At 67.2% G+C, this 16422-nt stretch carries 17 protein-coding genes and 1 pseudogene; 15 read left to right on the top strand and 3 right to left on the bottom strand.

Translation table 11 applies throughout. The features are described 5' to 3' along the window. Window positions 1–57: 57 nt before the first annotated feature. The gene (locus JC881_RS25330; protein WP_198788473.1) at window positions 58–639 is read right to left on the bottom strand and encodes a superoxide dismutase; all 582 of its coding nucleotides are present in this window, start codon (window positions 637–639) and stop codon (window positions 58–60) included. 39 nt (window positions 640–678) lie between these two features. Continuing rightward, window positions 679–2007, bottom strand: a complete 1329-nt coding sequence (xseA, locus tag JC881_RS25325) for an exodeoxyribonuclease VII large subunit (RefSeq protein WP_198788549.1) — start codon at window positions 2005–2007, stop codon at window positions 679–681. A gap of 313 nt (window positions 2008–2320) precedes the next feature. On the opposite strand from xseA, the gene JC881_RS25320 reads away from it, so the two are divergent. The 6 genes from JC881_RS25320 to adk all read left to right on the top strand — a co-directional run bounded on the left by JC881_RS25320 (window position 2321) and on the right by adk (window position 6157). Continuing rightward, window positions 2321–2953 carry a MotA/TolQ/ExbB proton channel family protein gene (locus JC881_RS25320; protein WP_093433040.1) on the top strand — a complete coding sequence of 211 codons (633 nt, stop codon included), beginning with the start codon at window positions 2321–2323 and terminating at the stop codon, window positions 2951–2953. Between the two features lie 11 nt (window positions 2954–2964). Then, window positions 2965–3390 carry an ExbD/TolR family protein gene (locus tag JC881_RS25315; RefSeq protein WP_443083375.1) on the top strand — a complete coding sequence of 142 codons (426 nt, stop codon included), beginning with the start codon at window positions 2965–2967 and terminating at the stop codon, window positions 3388–3390. Continuing rightward, on the top strand, window positions 3391–4431 hold the full coding sequence (gene lpxK / locus JC881_RS25310) for a tetraacyldisaccharide 4'-kinase (RefSeq protein ID WP_198788471.1): 1041 nt from the start codon (window positions 3391–3393) through the stop codon (window positions 4429–4431). Beyond that, a complete protein-coding gene (locus tag JC881_RS25305) occupies window positions 4412–4594 on the top strand; it encodes a Trm112 family protein (RefSeq protein WP_013541700.1) in 183 nt (60 codons plus the stop codon). The genes lpxK and JC881_RS25305 overlap by 20 nt, the downstream gene beginning before the upstream one ends. An 8-nt stretch (window positions 4595–4602) precedes the next feature. After that, complete coding sequence (kdsB, locus tag JC881_RS25300; protein WP_198788548.1) at window positions 4603–5376, top strand: 3-deoxy-manno-octulosonate cytidylyltransferase; 774 nt, start codon at window positions 4603–4605, stop codon at window positions 5374–5376. 124 nt (window positions 5377–5500) lie between these two features. Then, a complete protein-coding gene (gene adk / locus JC881_RS25295) occupies window positions 5501–6157 on the top strand; it encodes an adenylate kinase (protein ID WP_042578218.1) in 657 nt (218 codons plus the stop codon). A 29-nt stretch (window positions 6158–6186) separates the two neighbouring features. Here the strand turns inward: adk and JC881_RS25290 are convergent, their stop codons facing one another. Further along, window positions 6187–7149: an asparaginase gene (locus JC881_RS25290; protein ID WP_198788470.1), complete on the bottom strand. Its 963-nt coding sequence runs from the start codon at window positions 7147–7149 to the stop codon at window positions 6187–6189. A 73-nt stretch (window positions 7150–7222) separates the two neighbouring features. Here JC881_RS25290 and lexA point away from each other — a divergent pair, with 73 nt between their 5' ends. From lexA to JC881_RS25245, 9 genes and pseudogenes are all read left to right on the top strand, one after another. Further along, window positions 7223–7906 carry a transcriptional repressor LexA gene (lexA, locus tag JC881_RS25285; protein ID WP_013541704.1) on the top strand — a complete coding sequence of 228 codons (684 nt, stop codon included), beginning with the start codon at window positions 7223–7225 and terminating at the stop codon, window positions 7904–7906. 138 nt (window positions 7907–8044) lie between these two features. Further along, window positions 8045–8410 carry a hypothetical protein gene (locus JC881_RS25280; RefSeq protein WP_198788469.1) on the top strand — a complete coding sequence of 122 codons (366 nt, stop codon included), beginning with the start codon at window positions 8045–8047 and terminating at the stop codon, window positions 8408–8410. A gap of 99 nt (window positions 8411–8509) precedes the next feature. Continuing rightward, window positions 8510–9517: a D-2-hydroxyacid dehydrogenase family protein gene (locus JC881_RS25275; protein WP_198788468.1), complete on the top strand. Its 1008-nt coding sequence runs from the start codon at window positions 8510–8512 to the stop codon at window positions 9515–9517. Between the two features lie 4 nt (window positions 9518–9521). Further along, a pseudogene (locus JC881_RS25270) lies at window positions 9522–10678 on the top strand (MFS transporter). Between the two features lie 154 nt (window positions 10679–10832). Continuing rightward, window positions 10833–12353, top strand: coding sequence for a 3-hydroxyacyl-CoA dehydrogenase (locus JC881_RS25265; RefSeq protein ID WP_198788467.1), 1521 nt, complete (start codon window positions 10833–10835; stop codon window positions 12351–12353). A gap of 35 nt (window positions 12354–12388) precedes the next feature. Beyond that, complete coding sequence (locus JC881_RS25260) at window positions 12389–13168, top strand: oxepin-CoA hydrolase, alternative type (RefSeq protein WP_198788466.1); 780 nt, start codon at window positions 12389–12391, stop codon at window positions 13166–13168. 61 nt (window positions 13169–13229) lie between these two features. Next, entirely contained in the window at window positions 13230–13949 is a 720-nt protein-coding gene (locus JC881_RS25255; RefSeq protein WP_042578212.1) for a Crp/Fnr family transcriptional regulator, read from the top strand. Between the two features lies 1 nt (window position 13950). After that, complete coding sequence (locus tag JC881_RS25250; protein ID WP_198788465.1) at window positions 13951–15057, top strand: phosphotransferase; 1107 nt, start codon at window positions 13951–13953, stop codon at window positions 15055–15057. Between the two features lie 34 nt (window positions 15058–15091). After that, complete coding sequence (locus tag JC881_RS25245) at window positions 15092–16363, top strand: acyl-CoA dehydrogenase family protein (RefSeq protein ID WP_198788464.1); 1272 nt, start codon at window positions 15092–15094, stop codon at window positions 16361–16363. Window positions 16364–16422 lie beyond the last annotated feature (59 nt).

Raw genomic sequence — 16422 nt, 5'->3', positions numbered from 1 at the left:
TGTAGCCCACAAAAAAAGCCGACCCGAGGGTCGGCTTTTTTCATGCGCGAACGTGGCTCAGCCGAAGTTCTTCGCGACGAAGTCCCAGTTCACCAGCTTGGCCAGGAAGGTCTCGACGAACTTCGGGCGCAGGTTGCGGTAGTCGATGTAGTAGGCGTGTTCCCAGACGTCGACGGTCAGCAAGGCGGTGTCCGCGGTCGTCAGCGGCGTGCCGGCGGCGCCGGTGTTCACGATGTCCACCGAACCATCGGCCTTCTTCACGAGCCAGGTCCAACCAGAGCCGAAGTTGCCCACGGCCGACTTCACGAACGCTTCCTTGAAGGCGTCGTAGCTGCCCCACTTGGCATCGATGGCCTTGGCCAGCGCGCCGGTGGGAGTGCCGCCGCCTTGCGGCTTCATGCAGTTCCAGAAGAAGGTGTGGTTCCAGATCTGGGCGGCGTTGTTGTAGATGCCGCCGCTGGCCTTCTTGATGATCTCTTCAAGGGTCATCGATTCGAACTCGGTGCCCTTCTGCAGGTTGTTGAGGTTCACCACGTAGGCGTTGTGATGCTTGCCGTAGTGGTACTCGAGGGTTTCCTTCGAATACTCGGGTGCCAGTGCGTCAAGGGCGTACGGCAGGGGTGGGAGCACATGTTCCATGGTCTTTTCTCGTGGGTTGGTTGTGGGGAATAAAGGATTCTAGGAACTAATTTTTGGAGGAGCGTCGGACGTGTTCCCGTCGTTGCTCCCTCCATGCGTCACAGTCAGGTCGACTTCGCCATCCGCGAGCCGCGCAACGACCGCATCGCCAGCATGCAGCTTCTTTGCGCTGACGACCGCGCGGCCCGAGCCATCGGTGAGCCACGCGTAGCCGCGCTGCAGGACCAGCGCCGGATCAAGCAGCCGCAAACGCAGCGCCACGCGCTCCAGGCGATCGCGCCGCTGCACGAGTGAGCGATCGAATTTCGCAGGAAGATCCGCGGCGATCGACCGCGGCACCTGCGCCAGGCGCTCCCGTCGCGACAGCACCGCAAAGTGCAAACGCTGCGCATGGTGCGCCAGGCGAAGCTGCTGGCGAGCCACCAGGTTCGACGGACGGCCCAGACGCCCCGCCGCCTGATCGAGTCGCTGGCCCAACACGTCGAGGCGTGCGCCCAGCGCATCGCCGAGCCGCTCGTCGAGCAGGTCGAGCGCGCCGAGCCACAGGTCGCGCGGCGCGCTGACGAGCTCGGCCGCGGCCGTCGGCGTGGGCGCACGCAGGTCGGCGCAGAAATCGGCGATGGTGAAGTCGGTTTCGTGTCCGACACCGCTCACCACCGGCACCGGGCTCTGCACGATGGTCCGCGCCAGGGTCTCGTCGTTGAAGGCCCAGAGGTCTTCAATCGAACCACCGCCGCGCACCAGCAGGATCACATCAACCGGAGGCTCGAGCGCATAAAGCGATTGAAGCGCGCGCACCAGCTCGGCGGGCGCATTCGCGCCCTGCACCGCCGCCGGGGCCAGCACGACGGGGATGTGCGGCACGCGCCGCCGCAAGGCCGTGACGACGTCGTGCAGCGCCGCCGCCCCGAGCGAAGTGACGACACCGACCGTGCGCGGCATGGTGGGCAACGCACGCTTGCGCGCCGGGTCGAACAGGCCTTCGGCTTCGAGGCGCGCCTTGCGTTGCAGGAATTGTTCGAACAGCGCGCCCTGCCCCGCGCGCCTCAGGCTTTCGACGACCAGTTGCAGGTCGCCGCGCGGCTCGTAGACCGCAAGACGTCCGCGCACCTCCACCTGGTCGCCATCGCGGGGCGAAAAATCGAGCAGCCCGGCGGCACGGCGGAACATGGCGCATCGCAGCTGGCCGGACTCGTCCTTGAGCGAGAAGTAACAATGTCCGCTCGACGCGCGCGAAAAACCCGAGATCTCGCCGCGCACGGCCACCGGATTGAAGCGGGCATCGAGCGTGTCGGCCACCGCCCGGCACAACGCGCCGACGGCCCAGATGCGCGGCCCGGGCGCGGAATTCGTTTCACGCAAGTTCACAAAGCGTGCGAGTGGCCGCAAGCCACTCTTCCACAACAGACCCGATGTCCCCTGCCTGAAGTCCCCCATGCAGGGCAGGCGCACGGTTTCTCGTGCAAGTGGTTGATTTCATTCAAAAAAGTACTGCTCAAAATTCAATCGATCTAGCGGAAAGGCCCACCTGTGCGGGTTCGGGCGCGTTGCGAAGCAGGTTAATCACAAAGTTATCCACAGAATCTGTGCGTCCTTGCCGACACGCAAACAAGCCACATACCGATGGTGGGCTCGGTGGATAATCGCCGCGCATTTGCAGTCTACGGGCCGGAGGATTTTCTTGTTTTCCATCATTGTTGCTGCGGGTTGGCCGATCTGGCCGCTGCTCGCTTGTTCGGTTATTGCGCTCGCGCTGGTTATAGAACGTTTCACGAGTCTGAAGACCGTGAAAGTATTGCCGCCGAAATTGCTCGACGAAACCATCACCGTCTCACGCGGGTCCGTTCCCGGACCGGACATCGTGACCAAACTCGAACGCAACTCGATGCTCGGCCAGGTGCTGGCCGCGGGCCTGCGGGCGCTCAACGCCAACCCGCGCTGCACCGAGGACGACCTTCGCGCCGCCATGGAGGCTTCGGGCCGCACCATCGCGCACAAGCTGGAGCGCTACCTGCCGGCACTGGCCACCATCGCTTCGGCCGCGCCGCTGCTGGGCCTTCTGGGCACGGTGATCGGCATGATCGAGATCTTCGGCTCGCAGTCGCCCGGAAGCGGCGCTGTCGGCTCGGGCAACCCGGCGCAGTTGGCGCACGGCATCTCGATCGCGCTGTACAACACGGCGTTCGGGCTGATCGTGGCGATTCCGACGCTGATCTTCTGGCGCTATTTCCGCAGCCGCGTCGACGAGTACCTGCTGAACCTCGAACTCTCGGGTGAGCGGTTCGCACGCCACCTGAACGCGCTGCGCAAATGAGCCGAGCGCGCATGCAGTTTCGCCACGGCGCGCGCGACGAGCCGGAGATCAACCTGATCCCGTTCATCGACGTGCTGCTGGTCGTCCTGATCTTCCTGATGCTGTCGACCACCTACAGCAAGTTCACCGAGATGCAGCTGCGGCTGCCGACGGCGGACGTGGACGCGCAGCGCGACTATCCGAAGGAAGTGATCGTCACTGTCTCCGCCGACGGCCGCTACACGGTCAACAAGGCCGCGGTGGCGGACCGCAACGTGAACACCGTGGCTGCCGCACTCGGCGCCGCGGCGACGGGCGGCAAGGACAGCGTGGTGATCATCAGCGCCGATGCGAGCAGCCCGCACCAGGCCGTCGTCACGGTGATGGAAGCCGCGCGCCGCGCCGGCCTGATGCAGATCACCTTCGCCGCCCAGTCGACGGCGCAAGCCGGGCATTGAGTGCCATCCGAGGGCCGCAGCAGCACGGGCGCATCCAGCGAATCGCGTGCATCGGCCTGGCGGCTGCAGGACGCCTGGCTGCACCGCGGCCTGCTGGCGTGCCTGCTGTGGCCGCTGTCGCTCGTCTACGGCGCGCTCTTCGCGCTGCGCGGCTGCCTCTATCGCCTGGGGTGGCTTCGCACCGAACGCGTGCCCGTTCCGGTGATCGTCGTCGGCAACGTGATTGCGGGCGGTGCGGGCAAGACACCTGTCGTGATGGCCATCGTCCGGCATCTGCAGGCCCGCGGCCTGCAGGTCGGCGTGGTGTCGCGCGGCTATGGCCGGCGCACCGACGATTGCCGCGAGGTGCTCGAAGGCAGCGATCCCCATGATGTCGGCGACGAGCCAGCGCTGATTCGCCACGCCACGGGCGCCCCGGTTTTCGTTGCGCGACAACGCATCGAGGCCGCGCGCGCGCTGTTGACCCGGCATCCGGCCACGCAGGTGATCGTGAGCGACGACGGCCTGCAGCACCTGGCGCTGGCACGCGACATCGAGATCTGCGTGTTCGACGATCGCGGCATCGGCAACGGCTGGCTGCTGCCTGCGGGCCTGCTCCGCGAGCCCTGGCCACGTCGTTGCGACCTGGTGCTCCACAGCGGCGAGCGGCCCGCACTTGCTGGCGGCTACACCGCCACCCGCAGCCTCGCCCAGGATGCGGTCGCAAGCGACGGAAAGCGCGTTCCCCTGGAGACCCTGGCAGGCACGCCGCTGATCGCACTGGCGGCCATCGCGCGACCCGAAGGATTCTTCGAGATGCTGCGTGCGCGCGGCCTCACGCTCGCCGAGACCATCGCATTGCCCGATCACCACGACTTCGACGCGTGGCAGCGCCCCCCCGGCAATGAATACACCCTGCTCTGCACCGAGAAAGATGCAGTCAAGCTGTGGCGCAAGACGCCGGACGCACTGGCCGTTCCGCTGCACTTCGAACCTGCCCCGGAATTCTTCGCCGCGCTCGACGCAAAGCTATCATCGACCGATGGATACCAAGCTGCTTGAACTGCTCGTCTGCCCCGTGACCAAGGGCCCCCTCACCTGGAACGCCGAGAAGCAGGAGCTGTGCTCCCGCAGCGCACGCCTGGCCTACCCGGTGCGCGACGGCATCCCGGTGCTGCTCGAGAACGAGGCGCGCACGCTGTCCGACGAAGAGCTGGGTCTGTGACCGGCCCCGTGCGCTTCACCGTCCTGGTGCCGGCACGACTGGCCTCCACGCGGCTGCCCAACAAACCCCTGGCCGATATCGCGGGCCTGCCGATGGTCGTGCGCGTGGCGCAGCGGGCCGGCCAGTCCAGCGCATCGCGCGTGGTCGTGGCCGGTGACGATGCCTCCATCGTTACGGCCTGCAAGGTGCACGGCGTCGAGGCCATCCTCACGCGCCAAGACCACCCGAGCGGCACCGACCGGCTGGCCGAAGCGTGCGAGCAACTGGGCCTCGATGGCGACGAAATCGTCGTCAACGTGCAGGGCGACGAGCCGCTGATCGACCCCGATCTGATCGATGCCGTGGCCGCAGCGCTGGCTCTGCATCCCGAAGCGGCGATGAGCACCGCGGCCCACGAGATCGACTCGCTGATCGATTTCATGAACCCGAACGTGGTGAAGGCGGTGCTCGACGCGCAGGGCAACGCGCTGTACTTCAGCCGCGCGCCGATTCCCTGGTGGCGCGATGGCTCGGCCAACGGCGCGGCGCCGACCGTGCTGCCCACGCCCGCGCCGCTGCGCCACATCGGCATCTATGGCTACCGCGCGGGCTTCGTGCGGAAATTTCCGTCGCTGCCGCCGGCTCCGGTCGAAGCGACCGAGGCACTGGAGCAATTGCGGGCGCTCTGGCATGGGCATCGCATCGCGGTGCACGTCAGCCATGTCGCGCCCGGGCCGGGCATCGACACCCCCGAGGATCTGGCGCGCGTGCGTGCCGTCTTTGCCTCCAGGCCAGCCCCTTAAGACGTGCGCCACGGAGGGAATTCCCTACGGAGGCGCATGCTATCCTCGACGTGAAATCCGCCTTGCCCAGCCCTCGGGCCGACGCTGGGCGTGACACAAAATCTAAGAACCGTCCGAGGACACCATGAGACTAATTTTGCTGGGCGCGCCCGGGGCGGGCAAAGGCACGCAAGCGGCCTTCATCTGCCAGAAATACGGCATCCCCCAAATCTCGACCGGCGACATGCTGCGCGCCGCCGTCAAGGCCGGCACGCCGCTCGGACTGCAGGCCAAGGCCGTCATGGATGCTGGCGCGCTGGTGAGCGACGACCTGATCATCAACCTCGTGAAAGAGCGCATCGCCCAGCCCGACTGCGCCGGTGGTTTTCTGTTCGACGGTTTCCCGCGCACCATTCCGCAGGCCGATGCCATGAAGGCCGCGGGCGTCAAGCTCGACTACGTGCTCGAGATCGACGTGCCCTTTGGCGACATCATCGAACGCATGAGCGGCCGCCGCTCGCACCCGGCATCGGGCCGCACCTACCACGTCAAGTTCAACCCGCCCAAGACCGAAGGCAAGGACGACGTGACCGGTGAAGACCTGATCCAGCGCGAGGACGACAAGGAAGAAACCGTGGGCAAGCGGCTCGACGTGTACAGCCAGCAGACGCGCCCGCTGGTCGACTACTACTCGGCCTGGGCCAAGGCCGATCCGGCCGCCGCGCCGAAGTACCGCGCCATCAAGGGCGTCGGCACGGTCGACGAAATCACGCAACGCGCCCTGGCGGCACTGAGCAGCTGATTCCCGCCGCCCTTCGACGGGGCGGCTATTTATTTCCCCAGCAGTTCCAGCATCAGCGCGATGCGCGCCTTCACGGGCGTGAGCGCGCCTGCGTCGCGCAGCCGGTCATCGGGCTTCGGCAGGATGCGGCCACTGGTGCAACGCGTCGCGCGCAGCACCGCGATGCCGGCGTCCTGTGCCTTGAGCGCCGCGGCTTCCAGCGCGTGGTGCACGGTGCCATTGCCGGTGGTGGCGATGACCAGCCCGCGGACTGGTTCCTCCGCGCCCTCCCGAAGAAGCGCATCGACGATCGCGCCGCTCGCGCCCGCATGGCTCATGACAACTTCGACCCGAGGCCAAGGCCCGGACGCATTCAGAGCCTTCGGCACTGAAGAAGACGGCGCAACCGGCCACTCTCTCACGCGCCGCACCACGCCTTCTTCCACATAGCCGATCGGCCCTGCATCGCCAGACGCGAAGGCATCAAGCCGGTACGTGTGCACCTTCTGCACATCCACCCCGCTGTGGACCGTGCCCGCACACACCGCCATCACGCCCTGCGCGCCCACCGTGGCCGCGACCGCGATGGCATCGCGCACGTTCTGCGGACCGTCCGGCGAGAGCGCCGTGGCCGGGCGCATCGCGCAGGTCAGCACCACGGGCTTCGCCGGTGCCAGCACCGAGTGAAGGAAGAAGGCCGTTTCCTCGAGCGTGTCGGTGCCATGGGTGATCACCACGCCGGCCACGTCGGGCTGTGCGAGCCAATGCACGCAGCGCTGCGCGAGCTTCTGCCAGATGTCGAAGGACATGTCCTTGCTGTCGAGCTGCGCCACCTGCTCCGCCAGTAAAGCGATGCCCTCGGGCGCCTCGATGCCGCCCAGGAGGTCCGCCACGCCCACCTGCCCGGCGGTGTAGCCGATGTTGTCGCCGCTGCTGGAGGCCTTTCCGGCAATGGTCCCGCCGGTGCCCAGGACCACCACGCGACGCACTTTGGGCAACGGCAAATTGGCCATGACTTGTCAACTTCCAAAAACTGGTTAAAAATACAGGTACTGGATATCTAGCCAGTGCCGCAAGGAACCACATATGCAGTTCGCCGTGAAGCTTACCGCCCGCCAGCAGCAGATCCTCGACTTGATCCAGAGCGCCATCGCGCGCACCGGTGCGCCGCCCACGCGCGCCGAAATCGCCAACGAGCTGGGGTTCAAGTCGGCCAACGCCGCCGAAGAGCACCTGCAGGCGCTGGCACGCAAGGGCGTCATCGAACTTGTCAGCGGCACCTCCCGCGGCATTCGCCTCAAGGGCGACGCGCTGCGTTCGCTCAACGAAACGCGGCATCGCGAAGGCGGGCAGTTCTCGCTGTCGCTGCCCGGCATGGCGCAGCTGGCGCTCCCGCTCATCGGTCGCGTCGCGGCCGGCTCTCCCATCCTGGCGCAGGAGCACGTCGACCAGACCTACTACGTCGAGAACACGCTCTTCCAGCGCCAGCCCGACTACCTGCTCAAGGTGCGCGGCATGTCGATGCGCGACGCCGGCATCATGGACGGCGACCTGCTCGCCGTGCAGGCCACCAAGGAAGCGCGCAACGGCCAGATCGTTGTCGCGCGCCTGGGCGATGAAGTCACCGTCAAGCGCCTGAAGCGCAACAAGCAGGTCATTGAGCTGCACGCCGAGAACCCCGACTACCCGACCATCATCGTGCAGCCCGGCGAGCCCTTCGAAATCGAAGGCCTCGCGGTCGGCCTCATCCGCAACACCATGCTGATGTAGGCCTCGCGGCCTGCTTGCAGCAGCAACCCATCCGGCCTCGACAGGTGGCGGGCGTATGGCGCGAAGTCGCCATCACCCTGTCGCGGCCGATTCAAGAAATCCTGCCTGTGTTCAACCTCAGACTTTTTTGGAGTTCACATGGGAATCGCCCTCCTCGCCATCGCTGATTTCTGGATGCCGCTGCAATCCCTTGCAAGCCGCTTGATGCCCGCCCGCCGCACCCGTCACCGGGACAGCGGCGACACCGCCGCCGGACTGCGCTACGTGGCCGTGCGCCCGGCCTGCACCGCGCGCACCGCAGGCGCGCCTGCACCGACGACGACCGCCACAGCGCCGGCACGCCCGCTGCGCGTGGTTCGCGTGATCGACGGAAAAAGCCAGGACCGCAGCCGCATGGTGATCTCGGGCCGCATGGCCGATGTCTGCGCGGAGCTCGACCGGCTGGCCGCGCTCGAAGCGGCGGAAACCATGCGCTCGGTGCCCCACTCCACCCGTCTGCACTGAGACATTTCCCCGGGAGAACCGCTCCAGAAGCACCCCGGGGTGGGTATCCAAACGTTCACTGGCGCGACATCCCAATGCTGCGAGGCACAATGGCACGCCATGAACATTGTGATCCTCGACGATTACCAGGACGCCGTGCGCAAGCTGCGCTGCGCCGCCAAGCTGGACGCGTACGCGGCCAAGGTCTATACGAACACGGTCAAGGGCATCGGGCAACTGTCGGTTCGCCTGAAGGACGCCGATGTGATCGTGCTGATTCGCGAGCGCACCCACATCTCGCGCCAGCTGATCGAGAAGCTGCCCAAGCTCAAGCTCATTTCGCAGACCGGGCGCGTCGGTGGCCACATCGACGTCAATGCCTGCACCGAGCGCGGCGTGGCGGTGGCCGAGGGCACAGGCTCTCCGCAGGCGCCGGCCGAACTCACCTGGGCGCTGATCATGGCGGCCATGCGCCGGCTGCCGCAGTACATCAGCAACCTCAAGCACGGGGCGTGGCAGCAGTCGGGCCTCAAGTCGGCCTCGATGCCGCCCAATTTCGGCCTCGGCTCAGTGCTCAAGGGCAAGACGCTCTGCATCTGGGGCTATGGCCGCATTGGCCAGCTGGTCGCGCGCTACGGGCAGGCCTTCGGCATGCAGGTGGTGATCTGGGGGCGCGAGGCGAGCTGCGCCAAGGCGCGCTCCGACGGCTTCCAGGTCGCGCAGAACCGCCACGAGTTCTTCGCCGCGGCCGACGTGCTCTCGGTGCACCTGCGGCTCAACGAGGAAACCAACGGCCTCGTCACGCTCGAAGACCTGTCGCGCATGAAGCCGACGGCGCTCTTCGTGAACACCTCCCGCGCCGAACTGGTCGAGGCCGATGCCCTGCTCGCCGCGCTCAACCGCGGACGTCCGGGCCTCGCGGCCATCGACGTGTTCGAGAGCGAGCCGCCGCTGCAAGGCCACGCGCTGCTGCGCCTGGAAAACTGCATCTGCACACCGCACATCGGCTACGTGGAGCAGGACAGCTACGAGAGCTACTTCGGCCAGGCTTTCGACAACGTCGTGAGCTTCATCAAGGGCAACCCCACCAACATCGTGAATCCCGGCGCCTTGCAGGTTCGCCGGTGATTCCATGAGCCGGCCAGCGCCCCGGGGCGCGCTCTGGGCGCTGCTGGCCGGCAATTTCGTGATCGGCACGGGCGTGATGGTGGTGCCCGGCACGCTCAACGAAATCAGCGCCTCGCTTTCCGTCACCGCTGCGACGGCGGGCCAGCTGATCACCGCGGCAGCGATCGTGATGTGCCTCGGCGCACCGCTCCTGGCCGCCCTCGTCGCGGGCTGGGACCGCCGCCAGCTCCTGGCCCTCACGCTCCTCTGGTACGCCGCCGGACACGCCCTCTGCACGCTCATGCCGAGCTTCGGCACCCTGCTGCCGGTGCGCATGCTCACGGTGATCGCACCCGCGATCTTCACGCCGCAAGCCGCGGCCTGCGCCGGCATGCTGGTGCCGCCGGAACATCGCGGGCGCGCCGTCACCTTCGTCTTCCTCGGCTGGTCGATGGCCTCGGTGCTGGGCCTGCCCATCGGTGCGCTGATCGGCGGCCACCTCGGCTGGCGCATGGCCTTCATGGCCATCTCGATGCTCAGCATCGTGAGTGCGGCGTCGATCTGGCTCACGCTGCCCACCGGCATCCGCCCCGCCGCGCTCACGGCCGCGGCGTGGTCGCGCGTGCTGCGCAGCCCGGTGCTGATGGGCATCGTCTCGGTCACGGCGCTGCAGGGCTCAGGGCAGTTCGTGCTGTTCAGCTATTTCGGCCCCGTGCTCAAGCAGAGCTTCGGCGCGGACGCCAACACGCTGAGCCTGATGTGGGCGCTGTTCGGCGCCTTCGGGCTGATCGGCAACATGGTGGTCAGCCGCTTCATCGATCGTGCGGGCGCCGGCCGCATGGTGCTGCTGACGAGTTCGCTGATCGCGCTGAGCCTGTTCCTGTGGCCGTTCGCGAGCACGCTCGCCTGGCTGGCCGTGGTGATCGTGCCCTGGGGCCTGGGCTGCTTCGCCACCAACTCGGCCCAGCAGGCGCGGCTGGTGGGCCTCGCGCCCGCGCTCGCGCCGGGCTCCGTGGCGCTCAATAGCTCGGGCATCTACATCGGCCAGCCGTCGGCGCGGGGCTCGGCGGCTGGCTGCTCGCGAACGATGCGGCGCCGTGGATGAGCCGGGTCGGCCTCGCGCTGCTGTTGCTGGCCATCGGCCTGAGCGTGGCCATCGACCGCAGCCGTCGTCCGGCCTGAAAAAAGCGGCCCCGCGTAAGACCCGGGACGCATCGCCCGCGCGGGATTGCAAAATCGGAGGCTGCCGACGCTCGCCAGCCGCCCGCCAGCCGCTCTCGGCCAGCACCTGCGCGTCAGGCCCCCATACCACTCAACCAGCGAAAATCTTCATCAAATGACAGTGAACTACAAAAGGATCGGGCTCATCGGTGCCGGCGCCATGGGTCGCGGGATCGCGCAGATCGCCGCGCAGGCCGGCAGCGAAGTGCTGCTTCTCGACAGCTTTGCAGGCGCCGCCGAGCGCGGACGCGAAGCCCTCGTCGCCCAATGGAACAAGCTGCACGAAAAGGGCAAGCTCGACGCCGCGGCCCGCGATGCGCAGATCGCGCGCGTGCAGGCCGTCGATTCGATCCAGGCGCTCGCCGGCTGCGACCTCGTGATCGAGGCGGTGATCGAAGACCTCGAGGTCAAGCGCAAGCTCTTCCGTGAAATCGAGACCGTGGTGGCCCCGACGGCCACGCTGGTCACCAACACCTCGTCGCTCTCGGTGACGGCCATCGCGGCCGGGCTCGCGCATCCGGAGCGCTTTGCGGGCTTTCACTTCTTCAACCCCGTGCCGCTCATGAAGGTGGTCGAGGTGGTGGCGGGCTTCAAGACTGCGCCCGAGGTCTGCAAGCAGCTGGCCGGCTACGCGGTGCAGATGGGCCACAGCGCGGTGCAGGCGCAGGACACGCCCGGCTTCATCGTCAACCACGCGGGCCGCGGCTACGGCACCGAGGCGCTGCGCATCGTGGGCGAAGGCGTGACCGATTTCGTGACGATCGACCGCATCCTGAAGGACCAGGCGGGCTTTCGCCTCGGCCCGTTCGAGCTGCTGGACCTGACGGCGCTCGACGTGTCGCACCCGGTGATGGAGTCGATCTACCACCAGTACTTCGAGGAGCCGCGCTTCCGCCCGAGCGTGATCACCGCGCAGCGCCTGGCAGCCGGCGCGCTCGGCCGCAAGACCAACGAAGGCTTCTACCGCTACACCGACGGCGTGATGCAGCAGACGCCCGAGGCTCCCGCGCCCGTGGTCGACGGCACGCCCTCGGTCTGGGTCTCGCCGCGCGCCGCGCGCCGCGCCGAGTTGCTGCGCCTCGTCAACACCCTGGGCGCGCAGATCGACAGCGGCGCCACCGCCGCGCCGCATTCGCTGATCCTCGTGGCCCCGCTGGGCTTCGACGTGACCACCGTCGCGGCTGTGGAGCGCCTGGACGCCACGCGCACCGTCGGCATCGACATGCTGATCGACGACGCCGCCACCAAGCGCCGCGTGCTCGCCACCAACCCGGCCACGCGCCGCGACATCCGCGATGCCGCGCACGCCCTCTTCGCGCGCGACGGCAAGGCGGTGAGCGTGATCCGCGACAGCGGCGGCTTCGTCACGCAGCGCGTGATCGGCACCATCGTCAACATCGCCACCGACATGTGCCAGCAGCGCGTGTGTTCCCCGGCCGACCTGGAGACGGCGGTGCAGCTGGGCCTGGGCTACCCGCGCGGCCCGCTCGCGATGGGCAACCTCTACGGCCCGACCAACATGCTGGAGGTGCTGTTCAACCTGCAGACCGTCTACGGCGACCCGCGCTATCGCCCGAGCCCGTGGCTGCGCCGTCGCGGCGCGCTGGGCCTGAGCCTCCTGCACGAAGAAGAATAAACAGACAACCAACCGACTGGAAACGCGAAACAGCGATGACCGCCGAACTCAAGAGCACCAGCGAAGGCAGCACCATGGTGCTGACGATCGCCAACCCCACCCAGCGCAACGCCCTGGGCCCCGAGATCTACGCCGCGGGCATCGAGGCGCTCAACGGCGCCGAGAGCAGCGCGGAGATCCGCAGCGTCGTCATCGTGGGCGAAGGCGCGTGGTTCTGCGCCGGCGGCTCGCTGCAGCGCCTCCTGGCCAACCGCGAACTCGACCGCTCGGTGCAGGCCGAGAGCATCGAGGGCCTGCACAACTGGATCGATTCGATCCGTACTTTCCCCAAGCCGATCATCGCGGCCGTCGAAGGCGCCGCGGCCGGCGCGGGCTTTTCGCTCGCTCTCGCCTGCGACTTCGTGGTGGCGGCGCGCGACGCGGTGTTCGCGGCCTCGTACAGCAACGTGGCACTGTCGCCCGACGGGGGCCTGAGCTGGCACCTCGGGCAGCAGCTGCCGCGCCAGCTGGCCAGCGAATGGCTCATGAACGGCGAGCGCATCGACGCGCCGCGCCTGCATGCGGCAGGTCTCGTGAACGAGCTCACCGAGAACGGGCAGGCGCTCGCGGGCGCCCTGGCGCTGGCGAAGAAGCTCAACGCCCGCGCGCCCAACTCGCTGGCCAGCATCAAGGAACTGCTGAGCGAAGCACGCGGCGCCACGCTGGCCGCGCAGCTGTCGCAGGAGCGCGACCATTTCGTGCGCAACCTGCACCATGCGAACGCGGGCATCGGCATCGCCGCGTTCCTCGACAAGAAACCGCCGCAGTACGAGTAGCGCCTTCCGGCGTCGCTCCCGTGACACCCCCCAGCTTTTCAGTCGCCGAGAGGACAGACCAATGGACGACCCCATTCTTACCATCGAAGAACGTGAAGCGATCAACAGTGGTCGCTGGTTTTCTTCCCTATCTCCATCGCTACGGCACGACATCCTCCGATGCGCTTTCGTCAAACGCTACAAGGACGGCGACCTGATCGCCGCACGCGGCGACCCACCCGAACACTGGATTGCCTGCGCCAAGGGCGCGGTGCGGGTCAGCTCGACGGCCGTCTCGGGCAAGCAGGTGACGCTGACCTACGTGGAGCCGGGCATCTGGTTCGGCGACGTGGCGATGTTCGACGGGGACCGGCGCACGCACGACGCCTATGCGCATGGGGACAGCACCATTCTTTGCGTGGCGCGGGCCGACTTCCAGAAAATCCTCAATTCGCACGTGGAGCTGTACGAGGCGCTGATGCGGCTGCAGGCGCGCCGCATCCGCACGCTCTTCGGGCTGGTGGAAGACCTCAACACCCTGCCCTTGCGCGCACGGCTTGCCAAGCAACTGATTCACCTCGTGCGCAGCTACGGCGTGCCCAACCTGGACGACGGCAGCCAGATGCGCATCGGCCTGCAACTGGCGCAGGAAGAACTGGCGCAGCTGCTGGGCGCATCGCGCCAGCGGGTCAACCAGGAACTCAAGACCATGGAACGCGAGGGCACCATCCGGATCGAGCCGGGCGGCCTTGTGGTGCTGGATCGCGCCGCACTCATGCGCGTCTCGGAAGCGGATATCTGACATGAGCCAGGACTTCTCCAACTTCGTCGGCACCCGTGCGGTGTCGCAGCAGCACGCCTTCGACATCGAGGTGCTCTCAGCCTGGCTCGAGAAGAACCTCGAAGGCTTCAAGGGGCCGCTCGAGGTCGAGATGTTCAAGGGCGGCCAGTCGAACCCGACCTACAAGCTCGTCACGCCGTCGCAGAGCTACGTGATGCGCGCCAAGCCCGGCCCGGTCGCCAAGCTCTTGCCCTCCGCGCATGCGGTGGAGCGCGAGTTCAAGGTCATGAGTGGCCTCCAAGGCACCGACGTGCCCGTGCCGCGCATGCATTGCCTCTGCGAGGACGAATCGGTCATCGGCCGCGCCTTCTACGTGATGGAGTTCATGCAGGGCCGCGTCCTTTGGGACCAGTCTCTGCCCGGCTTCAGCAACGCCGAACGCGCGGCCTACTACGACGAGATGAACCGCGTCATCGCGGCGCTGCACACGGTCGACTTCGCGGCGCGAGGCCTGGCCGACTACGGCAAGCCCGGCAACTACTTCGAGCGCCAGATCGGGCGCTGGAGCAAGCAGTACAAGGCATCGACCGATGGCGCGGGTGAACTGTCGCAGCCGATCGAGGCCATGGAGCGCCTGATCGACTGGTTTCCCGCCCACATGCCGGCGAGCGCGCGCGACGAGAGCAAGGTTTCGATCGTCCATGGCGACTACCGCCTGGACAACGTGATGTTCCACGCCACCGAGCCGCGGATCATCGCGGTGCTCGACTGGGAGCTCTCCACGCTGGGCCATCCGCTGGCGGACTTCAGCTACCACTGCATGTCCTGGCACATGCCGCCCACCACCGGCCGCGGCATCGGCGGCGTGGACGTCGCGGCGCTGGGCATTCCCACCGAGAGCGAATACATCCGCCGCTATTGCGAGCGCACGCGCATCAGCACGCCCGAAGCGCTGGCGCCCGACTGGAATTTCTATCAGGCCTACAACCTGTTCCGCATGGCCGCGATCCTGCAGGGCATTGCGAAGCGGGTCGAGGCCGGTACCGCATCGAGCGAGCAAGCCGTGGCGTCAGCACGCGGCGCAAGACCGATGGCCGAGATGGCCTGGCAATTTGCCCAAAAGGCGTAGTCGGCCTTCCCCTAAAACCCCACCAGGAGACAGCATGGATTTCGAATATTCGGCCAAGACCAAGGAACTGCAGAAACGCGTCAAGGCGTTCATGGACGAAAACATCTACCCGGCCGAGGCCGAGTACAGCGCCGAGCTGGCGGCGAACACGGCGGCCGGCAAGCGGTGGACCGCGTTGAACACGGTGGAAAAGGTCAAGGAAAAAGCCAAGGCGCAGGGCCTCTGGAACCTCTTCCTGCCGGTCGATAGCGCCTCGGCCTCCGGCTACGCCGGTGCGGGCCTCACGAACCAGGAATACGCGCCCCTGGCCGAGATCATGGGCGCGGTGCCATGGGCGAGCGAAGCCTTCAATTGCTCGGCGCCGGACACCGGCAACATGGAAACCATCGCCCGCTACGGCTCCGAAGAGATCAAGGCGCGCTGGCTCAAGCCGCTGCTCGAAGGCCAGATCCGCTCGGCCTTCGCGATGACCGAGCCCGACGTGGCATCCAGCGACGCCACCAACATCTCGACCCGCATCGAACGCCAGGGCGACGAGTACGTGATCAACGGCCACAAGTGGTGGATTTCGGGTGCGGCCGATCCGCGCTGCGCCGTCTTCATCACCATGGGCAAGAGCGATCCGGACGCGCCGCGCCACTCGCAGCAGAGCATGGTGATCGTGCCGGCCGATGCCAAGGGCATCCGCATCGTGCGCCCGCTCAACGTGATGGGCTACGACGACGCGCCGCACGGCCACGTCGAGATGTATTTCGAGAACGTGCGCGTGCCGGTCGACAACATCCTGCTGGGCGAAGGCCGCGGCTTCGAAATCGCGCAAGGCCGCCTTGGCCCGGGACGCATCCACCACTGCATGCGCCTGATCGGCCTGGCCGAGCGCGCGCTCGAGCTGATGTGCAAGCGCGCCTCCTCGCGCGTGGCCTTCGGCAAGACCGTCGCCTCGCAGACCGTGACGCAGGAGCGCATCGCCGAGGCGCGCTGCAAGATCGACATGGCGCGCCTGCTCACGCTCAAGGCCGCCTGGCTCATGGACGTGGCCGGCAACAAGGTCGCCAAGAACGAGATCGCGATGATCAAGGTGGTCGCACCGAGCATGGCCTGCCAGGTGATCGACTGGGCCATGCAGGCCCACGGCGGCGGCGGCATGTGCGACGACTTCCCGCTCGCCTACGCCTACGCCGGCGCGCGCACGCTGCGCTTCGCGGACGGCCCGGACGAAGTGCACCGCAATGCGATCGCGAAGTGGGAACTGGGCAAGTACGCGCCCGCCAAGACCGAAGCCGAAGCACCCGTCACGCGCTTCTGATTTGTCTTGCTCCCTCTCCCCTCGGGGAGAGGGCTGGGGTAAGGGCCGGCGGCGATCAA

The organism is Variovorax sp. IB41 (assembly GCF_016405905.1).
In the GTDB taxonomy this organism is placed as follows: domain Bacteria; phylum Pseudomonadota; class Gammaproteobacteria; order Burkholderiales; family Burkholderiaceae_C; genus Variovorax.
The sequence above is the reverse complement of the archived record's forward strand: the minus strand, read 5'-3'. Positions and strand labels throughout refer to the sequence as shown.

What these genes read in the sequence shown, in the direction of transcription:
- JC881_RS25330 (WP_198788473.1), bottom strand. Translation starts at nt 639, where the DNA reads ATGGAACATGTGCTCCCACCCCTGCCGTACGCCCTTGACGCACTGGCA.
- JC881_RS25315 (WP_443083375.1), top strand. Translation starts at nt 2,965, where the DNA reads ATGCAGTTTCGCCACGGCGCGCGCGACGAGCCGGAGATCAACCTGATC.
- JC881_RS25305 (WP_013541700.1), top strand. Translation starts at nt 4,412, where the DNA reads ATGGATACCAAGCTGCTTGAACTGCTCGTCTGCCCCGTGACCAAGGGC.
- adk (WP_042578218.1), top strand. Translation starts at nt 5,501, where the DNA reads ATGAGACTAATTTTGCTGGGCGCGCCCGGGGCGGGCAAAGGCACGCAA.
- JC881_RS25290 (WP_198788470.1), bottom strand. Translation starts at nt 7,149, where the DNA reads ATGGCCAATTTGCCGTTGCCCAAAGTGCGTCGCGTGGTGGTCCTGGGC.
- lexA (WP_013541704.1), top strand. Translation starts at nt 7,223, where the DNA reads ATGCAGTTCGCCGTGAAGCTTACCGCCCGCCAGCAGCAGATCCTCGAC.
- JC881_RS25280 (WP_198788469.1), top strand. Translation starts at nt 8,045, where the DNA reads ATGGGAATCGCCCTCCTCGCCATCGCTGATTTCTGGATGCCGCTGCAA.
- JC881_RS25275 (WP_198788468.1), top strand. Translation starts at nt 8,510, where the DNA reads ATGAACATTGTGATCCTCGACGATTACCAGGACGCCGTGCGCAAGCTG.
- JC881_RS25265 (WP_198788467.1), top strand. Translation starts at nt 10,833, where the DNA reads ATGACAGTGAACTACAAAAGGATCGGGCTCATCGGTGCCGGCGCCATG.
- JC881_RS25260 (WP_198788466.1), top strand. Translation starts at nt 12,389, where the DNA reads ATGACCGCCGAACTCAAGAGCACCAGCGAAGGCAGCACCATGGTGCTG.
- JC881_RS25255 (WP_042578212.1), top strand. Translation starts at nt 13,230, where the DNA reads ATGGACGACCCCATTCTTACCATCGAAGAACGTGAAGCGATCAACAGT.
- JC881_RS25250 (WP_198788465.1), top strand. Translation starts at nt 13,951, where the DNA reads ATGAGCCAGGACTTCTCCAACTTCGTCGGCACCCGTGCGGTGTCGCAG.
- JC881_RS25245 (WP_198788464.1), top strand. Translation starts at nt 15,092, where the DNA reads ATGGATTTCGAATATTCGGCCAAGACCAAGGAACTGCAGAAACGCGTC.